Genomic DNA, 17,241 nt, shown 5'->3' with positions numbered 1-17,241 from the left:
CATGTACCCAAGTCATTGCTGAGTAATCCCGGGCTCTTTTTTTTCGGAATACCAGGCATCCTGCGTGGCTTGGAGAACTGATACCTAATCCTACAGTGAGCTGACGCTAAACCGTCTGAGCCGGGCAGTCTTCGATCATGTCAATTGTTCATCACATGAAAAAAATCTTTATCTTGGGCGCCATTCTATTTCTTCATGGCTGCGCAATTGTGAGCATCAGCCCTGCTGTTGAGGGGCGCGTGGTAAATGAAAGCGGACAGCCCGTCGTTGCCACTGTGGTTCTTAGGCATAATCGGTTTGTAGATAAATCCACAACGCAAACCACCGATAACAATGGCTATTACATGTTGAACAAGCTGCGGGTTTTGACCTTCCCCCCTATATCAGCAACCAGGCTGGCCAGTACTGTGACCATTTCTGCACCAGGATACAAAAGGGTAGAGTTTGAGACAGGCAGCCATAGCACGCTGGTAAGGGATATTCAGTTGGAGTCAGAGTGAGTGCCTGGTAAGGCATAGTTAGCGGCTATTGTCCCACTGCTCCGTGGTTACAAGTTGGGCCGTGGGCTTGGGTGTTGGTACGCCGGGTCATCTTCAGGAGGTGCATAATATGCAATACGACAACACGAATATCTTCGCAAAAATTCTTCGCGGCGAAGCGCCTTGTATAAAAGTCCATGAGGATGATCGTACCCTGGCCTTTATGGACATCATGCCGCAAGTGGAGGGGCATACCCTGGTTATCCCAAAGGAGCCAGCGCTAAGCCTGTTTGAGCTCTCGGACTCGGCATCGCTGGCCTGTATGCGTACGGTCAAATTGGTCGCCAAGGCTGTGGAGTTGGCAATGGGGGTCAAGGGTTCGACTGTGTTTCAGCATAACGGCAAGGAGGCGGGTCAAACGGTTCCGCACTTTCACTTTCATATACTTCCAGGCTCGATCTTCAACGCGAGTGGCATAAAAGGTCACGCTGTCGAGTTGGCTGACCCCGCTGAGCTTAAGCGTGTTGCAGAGAAAATAAGGGCGTTTATCGGCGACGCTGCGGCCTTGATCAATCAGGCACCCGAGCAGTAAATCAGGCGCTCTGTTGATGTGAAGAAAATCCGGGTCAGGTGCGTCTGCCGCTGACCCTGAGCACTGCTCGTTATGCGCGGTATCGAGTATTGCCCGCCCTGCCTTGATCACACTATTCCCTCTGCCGCCACCCCACTTATGCCCCCGCACTTGGTCACCTATCTTATGGATTATGCTTTTAGTACTAACTATGTTAATGCGCGAATAATCCCTCTCTTCTTGTATATATATTGATTTAACAAGGGTTCCTGCGTTAGCCGTAGCGTCTCTAGTCGTGTATGGTTGTTACACTTCTAAACGATAAATCGCTATGTCGCGACGCATCAGACAGTCCACCCATAAGGAGGATATGTATGAAGAAGGATCCCAATAAAGGGTTTATTGCTCTGCTCGGCTGGGCACCCAATGCTGTCGAGGCAGCGGCTACCTTTGACCGTCGCTATGTGGTGGTGGCGCCTGAATGGGCGGAGGAGTACTGCAAGACGCACGATATTCCTTTTGTCCCCTGGAATTTTGAACGACTCAATGATCGCTCGGTGGAAATTGCCCAGACCCTGAAGGACATGGGGGTGGATGTGGCGATTCCCTTGTTTGAAGAAACGGTCGAGTGGGCTGGTGCGATCAATTCTGTACTGCTTGATAACCCCCGACTCTTTGGCCAGGCCATGTTGATGCGTGACAAGTCGTTGATGAAGCGGCGGGCACAGCTGGGTGGAATTCGGGTAGGAATTTTTGAGGAGGCGCACGACCGTGAGGATGTGATGCGCTTTCTCAAACGCGTCAACCAGACCTTGCTGAAGCTGGCGGGCGACCCCAATGACCCGATCCACTTCAAGGCGTTCGACAAGGCGGGCTGCCTAGGGCACAGGGTGATTCGTACCCCGGATGATGTGGACGCGATACCCGATGACGAATTTCCCTCATTGATGGAATCGCATCTGGATGGCTGGGAGTTTGCGGTGGAGGCCTGGGTTCACAAGGGCAAGATCTGCTTTCTGAATATCTCCGAGTATGTCCGTCTGGGCTACTCGGTGCATGTGCCGGCCTCACCCGAGCTGGAGGCCTATCGGCCGCAGATCGTCAAGCAGATCGAGAAGCTGATCAAGACCTTTGATATCGAGTTCGGCATGATTCACCCCGAATACTTTGTCACCAGTGATGGTGAAATGTACTTTGGCGAGGTGGCTTACCGACCGCCGGGCTTCAAGGTTTTCGAGCTGCTGGAGCGCGTCTACAAGGGCTTCAATGCCTACCATGCGAGCATGCTGGTGTTTGATCCCAAATCCACCGAGGACGAGGTCAAGGCCTACTTCCCGAAGGAGATTCAGGATGCCAGTGGCTATGCCGGCTGCTTTGGTGTGTATCCCCGGCGCCGGGTGGTGAGCAAGCTGGAGATGCCCGCCGAAACCGAGGATCACCCCTACTTCGAGTCCCATGAGCTGACCACGCCGATGGAAGAAATGGTCACCAAGCGCACCGCATTCGGTACGCACTGGGGGCTGTTGTACTTCGTTGGCGATGACGCCACTGTGATGCACGATCTGCTCAAGCGTCAGGAAGAGCTGGACTTTTACGTCTAGCACATCGCAATACGGGTCCCTATCATGGGTCGCAACAGGTACGGGCAGGGGAGTGTGTGTGACCAGCGATGACATCGACAATCAGGCCGAGGATCGGAGGGCACTGCTGCTGGGCCGGTTTGATGATGCGCTTGAGGCGCTGGACCGTGCCCCTGACTTTGCCAAGTTCGGCAAGCTGGATCGGGTTTTTGACAGCGCGCGGCGCCTGCTGCTGACCCGGGACGGTTGCGCGGCGGTGGTCGAACGTGCGGCGGCCATGGACCAGGCCGGGGTGTTTGTCGGATCGGACTGGGCCAGCCCGCAGACCTTGTTGCCGGCGCTGACCGCCACTACCTTGCGCAGCGCCGATGCCAATACCCTGGTCATCGAAGCCCTGAGCCAGCTCAGGCTGTTGGCGGTGGCCAAGGGTGACTATGAGCATGCGCTGATCAGCGCCGAGCAGGCGCATCATTTTCTTACCCAGGTACTGGCCAGCAATCTGGCACTGCTGTTTTCCCCGCCGAACGAAGCCGAGCGGGAAAATCAGGGCAAGTGGGTGATGCTGCCGCGTCATCTGTTGGCACACCTGGCCGATGTCATTGGCTATGAACTCATCATTGACCAGTTGATCGATGAGATCTGGCGCATCCAGCAGCAACGTCCGATCCAGGTCAGCGCGGTGCGGCGAATGATCACCCAGATTGCGATCTGTCGGGCTAATCCGGATATTGATCTGGGCAACAGTGGTCAGGGTGCCGACCGGCTGATCAGCAGTCTGTTCGGGCCGACCCAGGCCTGCCGGGAAGACCCGGGAATCGCGCTGTATCAGGAACGCCTGGACTACATGGACAATACCGCGCTGCTCAGCGAGGCCACCGGTTTTGCCCGCGCCATGCATGATACGGGTCTGGTATCGGCTTACCACACGGTGTTGGTGCGTCATCTGCTGACGGCCGGCGAGCACCTGCTGTCCGAAGCCCTGGGCTTGTCGTCGACCGGCCGGGACTGTCTGTTGTGTTACCGCGAGCTGGTGCTCAACCTGATCGACGCCAGTGTCTTTCCGGCGACGCCTCAGGCGGTCTATGGTCTGTCTCTGATGCTTGAACGCGGCATTCTGTACCAGTTGCCGGTGGCTCCGGCCATGTGGCGCCAGCTCGGTTTGCCGCTGTGCCAGAGTACGCGCGAGCGGCTGGCCATGGCCTTTGGCAGTCAGGCCACGCCCGAGGCGTTTCTGCTTGAAGGGGTGCTGTGCATGCTCGGCTTGCCGCTGGGGGTGGGGCAGGGCAACAACCCCACCTGTCAGTCGGCGCGGGCGCTGTCGATGTGGGCCTACAACGATCCCGACTACCTGTTGCAGATGGTCACCTGGGCGGCCCGTGACGATGAAATCATCATGCACTTCGAGGGGCAGGCCATTTCTTCGCAGGAAAGTCTCTCCGGTGTGGCAACCAGTATGCCCATGGACCTTGATCCGGTGTCGTTGATCGTGGTCCCGCACCTGGACCGTATCTATGCCGAGATGGGCCGCCGCTGTATTGGTCGCGAAGGCGACCCGCACCGCTGGGTCAACCCGGAGTTCCATGGCTGGTGGTCGGGCCGCGGCTTCCGCCTGAATGTCGATGTGCCGACCGGCAAGCTGGTTGATCTGGAAGACTTTCTGCAGCATTTCTACGCTGCCTATCACCCCTTTCACAATGGCAACCAGCCGTTGATTCACCCGCAACCGGCCGGTATTGCCGTGACCGACAGCGCGGCGCGCTTTATCGGTTGGCATGCCATCACCATTCTGCGTGTCAACCTGGACCCCAAGGACTGCATGCGGGTGTATTTCTACAACCCGAACAATGACAGCGGGCAGAACTGGGGAGATGGTGTGATGGTCAGCACCGCAGGCAACGGCGAGCGCTTCGGCGAAGCCTCGCTGCCCTTCGAGCAGTTTCTCTCGCGCCTGTATATCTTCCACTTTGATCCGCTTGAGCACGGGACAAAGGCCGCCGTGTCGCGCGGCGAGCTGGACGAGGTGATCGGCTACATCCAGCGCAGCTGGGGCGCCGAGCGCCTGCCGACTGGCACGCTGCAGAGTAGCAGTGATCTACCCGGTACAGCCTGAAAGGGCCTGAAAGCCACATGTATGCGGGGCAATGGAGTGCCGCTCAGATTTAATTTTCTTTGAGTAGGACACCCGGGAAGCTGATATGTGGATACGGCGCTTCAATATTGACAAGGGTCGCCGCGGCAGGATAAACGCTGGGGAGCCCTGACCAGCTTTCACTTCTTTCGCACAGCGGACGCTCAGCCATGCCTAAAATCCCCTTCTTGTTTTCGGCCTGTTTACTGGTTGCCTGCTCTGATCCGGCTTACGTGGCCAGCGACCTGAGCACGGCAATTGATCAGCAGCTTCAAGCGTCGGAATACAGCGCCGTAGACTTTACCCAGCTGGCAGGTAGCGAGTGGTTGCAGCTGTGCTTTTTTGGTCCGTACAACGAACGATCTGCCGAGGCGCTGGGCTTTGACTGGCATGTGGGTGAGCATACCGATGTGCTGCATTCGGATGGCCATACTGTGCTGGTGTTTGCCACGCAGACGGCGGTGCTCGATCATGTCATCCATTCCAGAGCCAGTGGCGACTTTGCTGAGCTGTCTGGCGCGTGCTTTCCCCGTAGTCAGACGCGCTTTACCCGGGATGCGGTCAATGGCCAATGGCGGCCTGTCAATGATCCAGCAGCTGAGGGTTAAACTGCATGAAAGTCATTATTCTGGGCAACGCCGGGTCCGGCAAAAGCACCTTGGCACGGCAGCTCCTGGCCAATCAGCCTGCGGCTCGTCTGTCACTCGATGAGGTGGCCTTTCAGGCTGGCGTCCAGCGGCGCCCGCTGGCGGACAGTATTGCGGATGTAAGGGCCTTTATCAGTCACAATACGCACTGGGTAATCGAAGGCTGCTATGCCGATATCATCGAGCCTGTGTTGCCGGCCTGTGATCAATTGCTGTTTTTGAATCCCGGGGTGGATGCCTGTATTGCACACTGTCGTGCCCGGCCCTGGGAGCCTGATAAATTCAGTTCCAAGGCAGAACAGGATGCCAACTTGAACAACCTGATCGATTGGGTCAGCACCTATGAAACACGCCTTGATGAGTACGGGCTGGCTAGGCATCGGACGTTGTATGATGCCTTTGAAGGGCAAAAACGCGAGTTCAACCAGCCCAACGAATATAAGACTCTGAGCCGGTGAACGCATCGCCCCACGGGTGCGGGGTTATAACGAAGGTATTTTGACTTTATCGATCAACAGGACGTATCCATGACAAGGACGGTTATGCGCACAATAGCTATAGTGTTTTGTCTGTTATTGCTGACGGCGTGCAGCGCTGAGAACGCAGAAGAGTTTGTCTTCAGAAAAACCCTGGAGTACCAGCTGGTCAAGCTCTGTGACGATCAAGAGGCCTGCATTGCTGCAGTCAAAACACAGACCAAAGCCTGCATGGAGAGCAGCAATTGGCGTGATTTTTTGAACAATCAGGATGACACAGCGGAACTCAGTCGCTTCACTGTGGCCTTTTATGGCTGCTTGCTTGATCCTGAGGGGCGTCCGTACTTTGAGCCTGATGTGTAGGCAAGCCGGGTAAACATCAATCATCACTCCTCCATCCAGGCCAGCCAGAGGCGAAGGGATTTAATACGTGCAAAAAACTGATTTATGCGTGGTGGGTGCCTCCTATGCCGGCCTTGCCTGTGCGTCGGCTGCTGCTTCAAACGGTCTGTCTGTCACCGTTCTTGAAGCCAAGCCGGAGGTCGGACATCGCCCGCATACCACCGGCATTCTCGTACAGGAAGCGGTAGAACAGTTGCCTGAGATTCCGGCCTCCCTGGTGCGGCCGGTACGCGGTGTGCGTCTGTATTCGCCCTCGCTGCGAAGTTTTGATCTGTTCTCGGATGGGTATGCTTTTCTCGCCGCTGATACGCCGGGTTTGCTGCGCTGGATGGCCGACGATCTGCTGAAAAAAGACAACGTGACCCTGCACACCAGGTCGCGCTTTCAGGGGGCAGAAGAACGGGCTGATGGCCTGTATCTGCCGGAGCAGGACCTGCTGGCGCGCGCTCTGGTTGGGGCCGACGGTGCACGCTCATCGGTAGCCAGTCATTTCGGTCTGGGCACTAACACTGAGTTTTTGATCGGCATGGAAATGGAGTTTGCTGGCCATGCCCATCTGGACGAGCGTTTTCTGCATGTGTTTGTTGATTCTGATCTGGCACCGGGCTATATCGCCTGGGTAGTTCCGGGGGTGGGTATTACCCAGGTTGGCCTGGCATGTCGCCATCCTGCTCATCTGTCAGTTGAAAAGCTGATCGAAAAATTGCGGCCACTCTGTGACTTCTCAACCATGCAACCGCTTGAGCGGCGCGGTGGTCTGATACCGGTTGGCGGTGTGGTCAAACCTATCGCCAAAAGCCGTGCGCTGATTGTGGGTGATGCCGCTGGCATGGTGTCACCGCTGACGGCCGGTGGCATACACAAGGCGCTCGAACTGGGTGGTTTGGCTGGGCGCGCGGTGGCGGCTCACCTGGGCGGGGCTACGCAAAGTCCGGAGCAGGCCCTGCTCGCGGCGTCACCGCATTACCGCTTCAAACGTCAGTTGCGCAGAGTAGCCAATTACGGCGTACCTAATTCACTGATCGAGTTTACCTTTGGCAATAGCTTGTTCCGGCGTTTTGCTCAGCTGGTGTTCTTCCATCACCGCGGCTTGATGACGCGGGAGGGCTGGGGTGCTGCCCTGGGTAAGGACGGCGAGGATGTGTGAGCTGTTGGGCGCTCTGCCTGGACCAAACATTAAAACCGGCGTTCTGACGCTGACGTCTGGCTGCCGTTCGCCGCTCCCACGCCATTAAGGTTTCCATGCTTGTTACCGTTGCACGTTACAGCTTGCCCTATGAAGCCCATATAGCCCGAGCGCTGTTGGACTCCGAGGGCATACCGGCTTTTGTAGCCGATGAGCACACCATCAACATGCAGTGGTTGTATTCGGATGCCCTGGGTGGCGTGCGCCTGCAGGTGCCTGAAGCCTTTGCTGAGGCCGCCGCCAACATTCTGAACGAGGACCGGGAGCAGGATCTGGCCGATGAGGCAGGTGAGTTTGCAGAAACCTGCCCGCGTTGTGGCAGCCAGGATACCGCGTTTCATCAAATAGGGCGGCGTTGGGCCTTTCTGGTTTTTCTGGGCTTGAACTTTCCTCTTTTTCCGGTGAGAGAAGGTATCAAATGCAACGCCTGCGGGGCTGTTTCCAGAGTCTGACAAGCTGCATTGGGGGCTGCGCATGAACAAGATTGAGCGTGCTTTCTCGGCGGTTTTCGGTGTGTTTCTGCTGGGCGTGGGTGCCTATGTGCTGCTCTGCAGTGACGCAGCATGGCACTGGGTCGTCCTTGTCGGACTGGGGCTGATCTTGCTGGGCGGGAACTTGGTTTATTCTGCCTATGCGTGCACCCCTTCATGGCTGTCTCGTATGAGGCCGTTGCCCTGAGGGGTTTGATCAGGCTAGCGCGCTTGTCGTTTGCCGCTCAGGGTTTGTGCTGTCATCATTGCGCCTGACCAGCAGTAACGGATCGAGCCGATAAACAGGGATGTGCTGGCAGGAGAAGGTGACGATGTCTTTTCCTGGCTATTGCCCGCCCGATCACCAGGTATCAAAACTCGAAATAGGGACATTAGAGTGAAAATTTTAACCATCATCAAATATGGCTTCACCCTGCTGGGTGTTGCACTTCTGCTGGGCGCTTTCTTTCTTTACCAGAATACCCAATCCTTTCTTGCTGAAGCGGCGACCACCGAGGGTGTGGTAACGGCGCTTACGCCATCGCGTTCAACTGACTCTGTTACTTACCGCCCGGTGGTTCGATTTGCCACTCAGGATGGCGAGGTCATTGAGTTCACCTCAACCGCGGGCAGCAACCCACCCAGTTACGCCACAGGGGAGCAGGTTGAGGTGTTGTACTCCCCGGCAAACCCCTATAGCGCCAGGATCAAGGGCTTCTTCACACTGTGGGGTGGTGCCAGCATTACGGGTGGATTGGGCGGCCTGTTCTTTATTCTGGGCGGCGGTTTAATGTTGTCTGGTGCCTTCAGCGTGCGCCAGGCCAACAACCTTAAAGTCAACGGCACCCGGATTCAGGCCGATTACCAGGGTGTTCAGTTGAATACAGGGATTCAGATGAATGGGAACTGTCCTTTCCAGGTGTTGGCCCATTGGATAAACCCGATGACCTCAGAGCTGCACATTTTCAAAAGCAATAACATCTGGTTCGACCCTTCAAGCCATATAGCAACAGACAAGATCACGGTTTATATCGATCGTAACAATCCAAAGAAATACCACATGGATACCTCTTTTCTGCCAAAACTGGCGTGATATTTGGTGGGCTGCCGGGCGTGGGCATTGTGCGGGATACACGCCTGATGATCTTGCTGGTATCCCGTTTTTTGTGAGGTCAATTACTCAGGTGACAGTGATCATGGCGTTATTTCAATTTCGCGCATTCCTGGTCTGGCTGCTGGTTTCTCTGCTGGTGGCGGGCTGTGCTTCACCACAGTCCTCTATGCCGGCTTCCAAAAACCAACCGGGCATAAGCACTGAACAGGGTCCAGCAAGTGCGCAGCAGGTTGCGGCATTGGTTGCCGGGGCATTGGACAGGTATCACGTGTCACCACCGGCATCTGATGCGGAGCTGAGTAGGCGTATAGCGGAGTCTGCTTTGCATCTTCTTGATCCTTCCAGACAATTGTTTTTGCAGTCAGAGGTTGATGCGCTGAGATCCAATGTCAGTCAGTGGCCGTCTCGGTTTCGCAATGGTGATACCGCAGGTGCCTATTCCCTCCATTACAACGTGGAGCTGCGGATAAATGAGAAAAAGGATTTTCAGCTTGGCCTTTTGACCAGCAATACGCGGTTGACAGCTCCCGCGCAGACGCCTGCAGTGGCGTCCGGTTGGGCAGTTGATCGCCGCGAGCTTGAGTCACGCTGGCGTGCCAGGCTGGCCTGGAATATGGCGCGTACACGGCCTTTTTTTTACAGTGAAACCCAGTTGAAGGCGGCCTGGATAGCCTCGTACAGCAAGCAGATCGAGTACAGCCAGGTGTTAACCCTCAAGCAGGCGGAAGCCCGCGCGATTAACACGCTAGCGCAGGGTTACGATGGGACGACGCATTACCAACCCATCATCAGCGACCATGAGGCGCTGCAAAGCTTCAGCCTTGTGGGGGTGGGCCTTGTGCTGCACAGGCAGGGGGATGAGGTTGAGGTATCCGCTACAACGTCCGGCGGACCGGCTGAAGAGGCTGGCTTGCGCGAGGGCGAACGTATTGTCGCGCTGGGTCATGCGGCTGATGAGCTGGTGCCGGTGCTGGGTTGGTCGCTTTACGAAATCGTCAGCTTTATGCGTGGCCCTGCTGGAACCGATATTTATCTGGCTATTGCCAGTAATCAGCATGGCGAGGCAGCAACCCGTGTTGAGCACCTGGTACGCAGCGCAATACGGATGGAGGGTCAGCGTGTTACCGGACACATTGACCGGCAGGTTGTGACGGGCCAGTTACGTTCAGTTGGCGTGATTGTTGTCCCCGCTGTCTACGCGAGTGCTCCGGTGGTGCAGGCGCGGCGGCAGAATGATGCCGTGTCCGAGGTCGAACAGGCTTTGATGGAGTTTGAAGACCGTGGTGTGACAGCCGTTGTGCTGGATGTACGTGGCGCTGGCGGTAACGTCCTGGGTGCCGAGGGCTTGGCCTCTCTGTTTTTACCTGAGGGGCAGAAGGTAGGCCAGATTGCGACGTATGATGGCTCCATTTCGACGCCAGAGTCGCAGGCGCGCAAGTATCGTTATAACGGGCCCCTGGTGTTGCTTCAGGATGCGTTCACCGGTGGTGCTGCGGAAATGTTCACGGCGTCACTGCGTGACCAGGGCAGGGCGGTTTTGCTTGGCCAGCGGACCAATGGGGCTGGGGGGGTACAAATCCCCCTGGACTTCAATGAGCGGGGTGTGAGTGGTGCGGGAACGCTCCAGTTTCCCAGCGCGCGGGCATACAGAATAACCGGCCAGGGCATTCAACTGAGCGGCGTAACACCTGATCTGACCTTGCCTGAACAGGCGGGTGTGGTTCGTTTTGAGGACGGGGTGAACCCCTTGCCCGCGCATGATTTAGCGCGGACAACACCTGTACCCAACCCCGTCCTTGAGGAGACCTTGGTCTCGTTGAAGGCGTGGCATCAGCGTCAGTTGGGTACGCCCCGCTGGCAAAGTCGCTTTGCAGAGACGGGAGCAGCAACTCAAGCAGCAAAAGACGTGTGGCTTGAATACGCCGCGGCTGTGGCAGCGGAGTATGCGCGGATCGCGCAAGCCAAGCAGCAAGGTGGTGCTGGGGCAGGCCTGATGGTCAGGCATATTGATTGGCCTGACAGTACAGTCAGGCTCTGAGCCGTGAGTATCCTATATGTATACAGGTAGTTGCTTGTGCGGTGCCGTGCGCTTTCAGATTGACGCTGAACTGGAGCCCATTCAGATTTGCCACTGCGGGCAGTGTCGCAAGGCACAAGGCTCGGCCTTTGCCGCCAATATCCCCGTCTCGGTGTCTGCCTACCGGCTGTTGTCAGGGGCTGATCAGCTGGGCGCATACGAATCGTCACCGGGTAAACAGCGGGTGTTCTGCACCGGCTGCGGCTCGCCGCTGTTCAGCAAGCGGGTTGATTTGCCAGAGGTACTGAGGGTCCGGGCCGGCAGTATTGATGGTGAGCTTGCAACCAGCGTGATTGCTCATTTTTATGCAGCGTCAAAGGCGAACTGGTTTGAACTGACGGATGACCTGCCCAGATTCCCAGCTGCCTATGTGCCGCCAGAACAGTCCTGAGCCTGCCGCTGGTTTTGCTCCGGGGCCGGTGAGTGCGGATGCAGGCGGGCCTGTGATTACCGAGATCGCACGGGCCATCAGCGCTATTCGTAGCGCCTTTGTTACCCGGGTCGCGATTGATGGTGTGGATGGGGCTGGCAAAACCCACTTTGCTGACAGTGTGGGCATGGCGCTGGTTGCAGCAGGCCGTCAGGTTATTCGCGTGTCGGTGGATGATTTTCACCATCCGCGCGCCATCAGGTATCAACGCGGACGCTTGTCGCCTGAGGGGTTTTACTTCGACTCCTACGATTATGCTGCGTTGATCGCGTTGGTACTTGAACCGCTTTCTCCTGGCGGCTCGGGACGCTGCATCACCGCGGTGTTTGATCATCAGACTGACGCGGCGGTTACGGTTGCGCCTTGTCAGGCAAGCACCGGAGCTATTCTGCTGTTCGATGGCATTTTTGCCCAGCGCCCCGAGTTGCGTGAATACTGGGATTTAACGGTATTTCTGGATGTGCGTTTTGAACGCTCAATAGCGAGGTTGATCCAGCGCGATGGTGGCCCCGCTGATCGTTTTTCGCCCGATAATAGGCGTTACACGCAGGGGCAAAAGCACTATTTGCGAACCTCTGCGCCTTTCAGTCGTGCGACTATACTGGTCGACAATAATGATGTTGTATCTCCGTTCATCCTGCATCGCGCTGAACCGCGCATACGGCCCATCACGTTGTGCAACCGGACTTCAGGCTGATAACAATGAATAATTCTCTGATTTTCTTCCCTGTGGCTTTGCAGATATTGCTGACGTTGACGCTGTATTTTCTGCTCAGTGCCAGAAAGCGCAAAGCAGCAAGGGAAGGGCGGGTAGACGAGTCCAGGCGCGGCATTTTTGATGATGCCTGGCCGGTGGATGTGATCCTGGTGAATAACTGCATCCGTAATCAATTCGAGGCGCCCGTACTCTTCTACGTGCTTGCCATGCTGTTGTGGGCCCTGAATGCGGTAGACCTCATTGCGCTTTTGCTGGCCGGCCTGTTTGTGCTGAGCCGGGTAGTACACGCCTTGATTCACACCGGGTCGAACCATGTTCCAACCCGGCGGCGGCTGTTCATGTGTGGTGTGGTGTTGGTCCTGTTGATGTTGGTGCTGGTTTTTATTGCCCTGTTCAAGGTGCTCTGACAGTCACCGCGCCATGAGCCATGAGGGGTTGGATTTCCCCCGGGGCCTGGGTGTCAGTACCATGTGGGTTAGCGCTTTATATCCATTTGCCGAATGAGGTTGTTATCGCTTCTCTTGAATTCAAGAGTATTCCAATCACGTTACCAACAGGATTGTCATGCAGATTGAGCTTATCGAGATTCGAGATCACTTAAGTCGCTTCCCCCCTTTCGAGCAACTGCCCGAAGAAGAGCTGGAACGGATTGCGGGTCAGATTGAGATCCGCTATTTCCAGGCCGGCAGCGAGATTGTGGTCTTCGATCAACCGATCTTTCATCTGCACTATATCCGCAGCGGCGCGGTTGAGGTCTACCGGCGCAATGGCGAGCTGTATAACCGGCTGAGTGAAGGCGACATCTTTGGTCAGTTTGGCCTGCTACGCAGTAACCGTGTGCGCTTTCCTGCCAAGGCATTGGAAGATGCCCTGATTTATCTGATCCCGGAGCAGCTGTTTCATCAGTTGTGCGAGCAGTTTGTGCATTTCGCTGACTTTGTCGAGGCCGAAGGCCAGAGCCGCTTGCAAAAAGCGGTGGCTGCTCAGGATGAGGCCGCAGAGCGCATGCAGGTGCGTGTCAGCAAGCTGCTCAACCGACGCGCGGTCAGTGTGTCTGCGAGCTGCACGGTGCAGGATGCCGCCCGCGCCATGAGTGAGGCCAGTGTGTCCTCATTGTTGATTATGGCGGAGACAGCGGACGGTTCAAATGAGCCGAGCATGGTCGGCATTATGACCGACCGTGATTTTCGTAATCGGGTGATTGCCCGGGGCTTGGGTTACGACGTGCCTATCGGAGAGGTGATGACGGCCAACCCGGTCACTCTGCAGGATACGGACTCGGTGTTTGATGCCATGCTGACCATGTTGCGCTTCAATATCCACCACTTGCCGATTGTCCGTCGCGAGCGGGCAATGGGCGTTATCAATCTGGCCGATATCATTCGCTTTGAAACCCAAAGCAGCCTGTATTTGGTCAACAGCATTTTCAACTGTACCTCGGCCAATGCCCTGCAAGATCTGCTGCCCGATGTTCAGGCGACCTTTGCACGCATGGCCAAGGAAGCGTCCACGGCTAATATGATTGGGCGAGCGATGTCGAGTATTGGTCGCAATCTGACACAGCGCCTGATTGAACTGGCAGAGCTTGAACTGGGACCGCCACCCATACCCTATTGCTTTATGGCATTGGGCTCCATGGCGCGGGACGAGCAATTGATCGTCACCGATCAGGACAATGCACTGGTTCTGGATAACCGTTTTGACCCTGCGATTCATGATGACTACTTCATGCAATTGGCTGCCCGCGTCAGCGATGGTCTGGCCGCGTGCGGGTACAGCTACTGCAAAGGCGGGATCATGGCGACCAACCCTGAATGGCGACAACCGCTCAGGGTCTGGCAAGGTTACTTCCGGGACTGGATCGCCAAACCCAATCCTCAAACCTTGCTCAATAGCAGCATTTTCTTTGATCTTGACCCGGTTCACGGTGAGCCGGAACTGGTTATTCAGCTGCAACAACAGGTTGCCGAGCAGGCGAGCAAGAGTCCGGCTTTCCTGGCCAGTCTGGCGCGCAACGCGCTTAACCGCACGCCGCCACTGGGGTTTTTCAGAACTTTCGTGATGGAAAAAGACGGCAAGCAGAACAACATCATTAATCTTAAAGGTCGCGGTACAGCCCCTCTCACTGACTTGATCCGGGTCCATGCGCTGGCCTGTGGCTCATTGGCGCAAAACAGCAGTGATCGGCTGGATGATATTGCCAAGACCAAACTCCTGACCAGTGAGGCCATTGCCGGCTTGCGTGCGGCATTGGAGTGTCTTTCCAGCGTGCGTATTCGTCACCAGGCCTGGCAGTTGGAGCAGGGCGAGGAGCCCAATAACTACATTGAACCAGAAGCGCTGATGGCAGCAGAGCGACATAGTCTCAAGGAAGCCTTTCAGGTACTCAGTAATGCACAGAAATTTCTCCGCTTTCGATACCCTGGCGGCGGAGCGGAGCGCAGTTTGTGAGTCGTACTGAGACGGATTGGCCACGCTTGATGAGCGAGAATGCGGATTATGCCGAGAGGCGTGGACAGCATGCTTTGGCCGAGTATTACCGGTCCTTTGGCGTCTTGCCCGAGACGCCGTTGGCAGAGGTGCCGCTGGTGTCGCTGGACATTGAAACTACTGGCCTGAATCCGGCACAGGATGCCATCGTCAGTATTGGTTTGGTCAGCTGTGACAGCCAGCGCGTGCAATGTGCACAACACTGGTATCAGGTTGTGCGCCCACGGCATCTGAGTATCGATAGCATTCCTTTGCACCGGATTACACATAGCGAAGTACGACATTCCCCGCCCTTGGTCGAGGTCTTGCCTGCGCTACTGGAGCAGCTAAAGGGTAAGGTGGTTTTGGTGCATTATCATCCGATTGAGCGCGAATTCCTGAGTCATGCGGTCAAGCAGTTGCTTGGTCAGGCACTGTACTTTCCGCTAATCGATACCATGCAGCTGGAGGCACAACTACATCCTCGCCAATCTCGGCGGTGGTTCGATGGGTGGCGCGGCAACCGTCCGGTTTCGTTGCGTCTGGCCGATTGCCGTGCGCGCTATCATCTGCCGGCCTACCAGCCTCATCATGCGCTGACCGATGCCATTGCCACCGCTGAACTCTTGCAGGCGCAATGCACTGGACACATTGACGCCTCTCGTCCGGTGAGCCAGTACTGGCGTTGAACGCAAACGGGGCAGCATGCGACCATGCTGCCCCGTTTGTACGAGCCAACAACCTCAGCGCGGCTCGCTCAACAGCCCTTTGATAATCGCAACGCAGCCCACCAGCAATACAACGGTAAAGGGTAGACCGGTCGATACGGCCATGGCTTGCAAGGCGACCAGGCCACCGCCGAGCAACAGGGCAATGGCAATCACACCTTCGATCAACACCCAGAACACGCGTTGTGGTACGGGCGCATTGACCTTGCCGCCTGCGGTAATGGTGTCAATGACCAGCGAGCCGGAATCCGACGACGTAACAAAGAACACGATCACCAGAATGATACCGATAAAGGAGGTGATTTCCGCCAAGGGCAGTTCAGCGAGCATGGCAAAGAGCTGAATTTCCAGCGCGGCTTCCTGGACCCCGGCAAAGCCACCGAGCAATTGGCTGATCGCGGTACCACCAAAGGTGGTCATCCACAACACGGATACCAGTGAGGGTACCAGCAGTACGGCAATCAGAAACTCGCGCACGGTACGACCGCGACTGACTCGGGCGATAAACATGCCAACGAAGGGCGACCAACTGATCCACCAGGCCCAGTAAAAGGCTGTCCAGCCTTGGCTGAAGTTGGCATCTTCACGGCCAATGGGGTTGGACAACGCTGGCAGGTACTCAAGGTAAGCGCCTAGATTGCTGAAAAAGCCGGTCAGGATAGCTAGCGTGGGTCCAACCAGAATCACAAACAGCAACAGCAGGATGGCCAGAGCCATGTTGATTTGCGAGAGAACTTTCACGCCCTTTTCCAGGCCGGCGAGTACGGACAGCAGGGCAATCATCGTAATGCCGATGATCAGCAAGACCATGCTCGTGTCGCCGCCGCCGATGCCAAATAGATAACTGATCCCGCCGGCAGCCTGTTGAGCGCCCAGACCGAGAGACGTCGCCAGACCAAACAGGGTGGCAAAGACAGCGAGAATATCTATTACATGCCCTGGCCAACCCCATACGCGCTCACCCAGCAGCGGATAAAAGATTGACCGGATACTCAGCGGCAGGCCCTTGTTGAAGGTGAACAGTGCCAATGCCAGCGCCACAATGGCGTAGATAGCCCAGGGATGCAGACCCCAGTGGAAAATCGTCGCCGCCATGCCCAAACGCGCGGCGGCTGTCGCATCGCCCTCGGCACCGGCCAGCGGTGACCAGTCGGTTCGCATGCCCGCTTCACCGATACTGGTACCACCCATGGCAGCTGAAAAGTGGCCCATGGGCTCGGCGACGCCATAGAACATCAGGCCGATACCCATACCTGCTGCAAACAACATGGAGAACCAGCCAAGGTAGGAATGATCTGGCACCGCCTCCATTCCGCCCAGGCGTACCTTGCCCAACGGGGAGACGATCAGCGCCAGGCAAAGCAGTACGAAAATATTCGCTGCACTGATAAAAAACCAGGCCAGATTGGCTGTCAGCCAGCCACGCACGGCTGAAAAGAGCGGCTCCACTTCATTCTGCAGGGCCAGTGTTAATACCACGAACAACAAAATGGTGATGGCAGAAATGCTGAACACCTTGCCGTGGATATCCAGTGAAATGGAAAACTGCCCTTTGATGTTGTCCTGGCCGATGACGTAATCCGTGTCGATCAGATTGGTTTCTCCGGACGGGGCCGGTATCGGTGGGCCAGCATCCTGATGCGGATCGGCGGTAACCGCTTTGGTGGGGTCGTTGCCCATGGGTCGTATGCTCCCTAGCAGAGGGTCTGCCGTTATGTCTGGCAGGTTAGAGGAATGGTTGCTTGTTGAATCTGAAACGATCCTGC

Annotated in this window: 18 protein-coding genes; 16 read left to right on the top strand and 2 right to left on the bottom strand. The window is 56.4% G+C overall.

Features of this window, described 5'->3' with window-relative positions:
* The first annotated feature begins 155 nt into the window (after positions 1-155).
* The 6 genes from AC27HQ_RS09440 to AC27HQ_RS09415 all read left to right on the top strand — a co-directional run bounded on the left by AC27HQ_RS09440 (position 156) and on the right by AC27HQ_RS09415 (position 5,863).
* Complete coding sequence (locus tag AC27HQ_RS09440; protein ID WP_487155905.1) at positions 156-500, top strand: carboxypeptidase-like regulatory domain-containing protein; 345 nt, start codon at positions 156-158, stop codon at positions 498-500.
* A 109-nt stretch (positions 501-609) separates the two neighbouring features.
* Complete coding sequence (locus AC27HQ_RS09435) at positions 610-1,071, top strand: HIT family protein (protein WP_487155904.1); 462 nt, start codon at positions 610-612, stop codon at positions 1,069-1,071.
* 353 nt (positions 1,072-1,424) lie between these two features.
* Positions 1,425-2,651, top strand: coding sequence for an ATP-grasp domain-containing protein (locus tag AC27HQ_RS09430; protein WP_487155903.1), 1,227 nt, complete (start codon positions 1,425-1,427; stop codon positions 2,649-2,651).
* Between the two features lie 58 nt (positions 2,652-2,709).
* Positions 2,710-4,740, top strand: coding sequence for a hypothetical protein (locus AC27HQ_RS09425; RefSeq protein ID WP_487155902.1), 2,031 nt, complete (start codon positions 2,710-2,712; stop codon positions 4,738-4,740).
* A gap of 188 nt (positions 4,741-4,928) precedes the next feature.
* Positions 4,929-5,366, top strand: coding sequence for a hypothetical protein (locus AC27HQ_RS09420; protein WP_487155901.1), 438 nt, complete (start codon positions 4,929-4,931; stop codon positions 5,364-5,366).
* 5 nt (positions 5,367-5,371) lie between these two features.
* Positions 5,372-5,863, top strand: a complete 492-nt coding sequence (locus tag AC27HQ_RS09415; protein WP_487155900.1) for an AAA family ATPase — start codon at positions 5,372-5,374, stop codon at positions 5,861-5,863.
* A gap of 114 nt (positions 5,864-5,977) precedes the next feature.
* Here AC27HQ_RS09415 and AC27HQ_RS09410 read toward each other — a convergent pair whose 3' ends face one another.
* Positions 5,978-6,268 carry a hypothetical protein gene (locus AC27HQ_RS09410; RefSeq protein WP_487155899.1) on the bottom strand — a complete coding sequence of 97 codons (291 nt, stop codon included), beginning with the start codon at positions 6,266-6,268 and terminating at the stop codon, positions 5,978-5,980.
* A 43-nt stretch (positions 6,269-6,311) separates the two neighbouring features.
* Here AC27HQ_RS09410 and AC27HQ_RS09405 point away from each other — a divergent pair, with 43 nt between their 5' ends.
* The 10 genes from AC27HQ_RS09405 (at position 6,312) to AC27HQ_RS09360 (ending at position 15,436) form a co-directional block, all read left to right on the top strand.
* Positions 6,312-7,430, top strand: coding sequence for an NAD(P)/FAD-dependent oxidoreductase (locus tag AC27HQ_RS09405; protein WP_487155898.1), 1,119 nt, complete (start codon positions 6,312-6,314; stop codon positions 7,428-7,430).
* A 95-nt stretch (positions 7,431-7,525) separates the two neighbouring features.
* Positions 7,526-7,921, top strand: a complete 396-nt coding sequence (locus tag AC27HQ_RS09400; RefSeq protein WP_487155897.1) for a putative signal transducing protein — start codon at positions 7,526-7,528, stop codon at positions 7,919-7,921.
* Positions 7,922-7,943: 22 nt separating this feature from the next.
* A complete protein-coding gene (locus tag AC27HQ_RS09395; RefSeq protein ID WP_487155896.1) occupies positions 7,944-8,147 on the top strand; it encodes a hypothetical protein in 204 nt (67 codons plus the stop codon).
* A 102-nt stretch (positions 8,148-8,249) separates the two neighbouring features.
* A complete protein-coding gene (locus tag AC27HQ_RS09390; RefSeq protein WP_487155895.1) occupies positions 8,250-9,032 on the top strand; it encodes a DUF3592 domain-containing protein in 783 nt (260 codons plus the stop codon).
* A gap of 103 nt (positions 9,033-9,135) precedes the next feature.
* Positions 9,136-11,091, top strand: coding sequence for a S41 family peptidase (locus AC27HQ_RS09385; RefSeq protein WP_487155894.1), 1,956 nt, complete (start codon positions 9,136-9,138; stop codon positions 11,089-11,091).
* Between the two features lie 16 nt (positions 11,092-11,107).
* Positions 11,108-11,521 (top strand): GFA family protein, encoded by a 414-nt coding sequence (locus AC27HQ_RS09380; protein WP_487155893.1) that lies wholly within the window; start codon positions 11,108-11,110, stop codon positions 11,519-11,521.
* 52 nt (positions 11,522-11,573) lie between these two features.
* The gene (locus AC27HQ_RS09375) at positions 11,574-12,257 is read left to right on the top strand and encodes a nucleoside/nucleotide kinase family protein (RefSeq protein ID WP_487155892.1); all 684 of its coding nucleotides are present in this window, start codon (positions 11,574-11,576) and stop codon (positions 12,255-12,257) included.
* A 5-nt stretch (positions 12,258-12,262) separates the two neighbouring features.
* Positions 12,263-12,685, top strand: coding sequence for an MAPEG family protein (locus AC27HQ_RS09370; RefSeq protein ID WP_487155891.1), 423 nt, complete (start codon positions 12,263-12,265; stop codon positions 12,683-12,685).
* Positions 12,686-12,842: 157 nt separating this feature from the next.
* Entirely contained in the window at positions 12,843-14,729 is a 1,887-nt protein-coding gene (locus tag AC27HQ_RS09365) for a DUF294 nucleotidyltransferase-like domain-containing protein (RefSeq protein ID WP_487155890.1), read from the top strand.
* Positions 14,726-15,436: a 3'-5' exonuclease gene (locus AC27HQ_RS09360; protein WP_487155889.1), complete on the top strand. Its 711-nt coding sequence runs from the start codon at positions 14,726-14,728 to the stop codon at positions 15,434-15,436. The genes AC27HQ_RS09365 and AC27HQ_RS09360 overlap by 4 nt, the downstream gene beginning before the upstream one ends.
* A gap of 54 nt (positions 15,437-15,490) precedes the next feature.
* Here the strand turns inward: AC27HQ_RS09360 and AC27HQ_RS09355 are convergent, their stop codons facing one another.
* On the bottom strand, positions 15,491-17,155 hold the full coding sequence (locus AC27HQ_RS09355; protein ID WP_487155888.1) for a BCCT family transporter: 1,665 nt from the start codon (positions 17,153-17,155) through the stop codon (positions 15,491-15,493).
* Positions 17,156-17,241 lie beyond the last annotated feature (86 nt).

The sequence above is a fragment of the Halopseudomonas sp. 4NH20-0008 genome, assembly GCF_057548395.1.
Note: the sequence above shows the minus strand (reverse complement) of the source record. Positions and strands in the feature narration are given on the sequence as shown.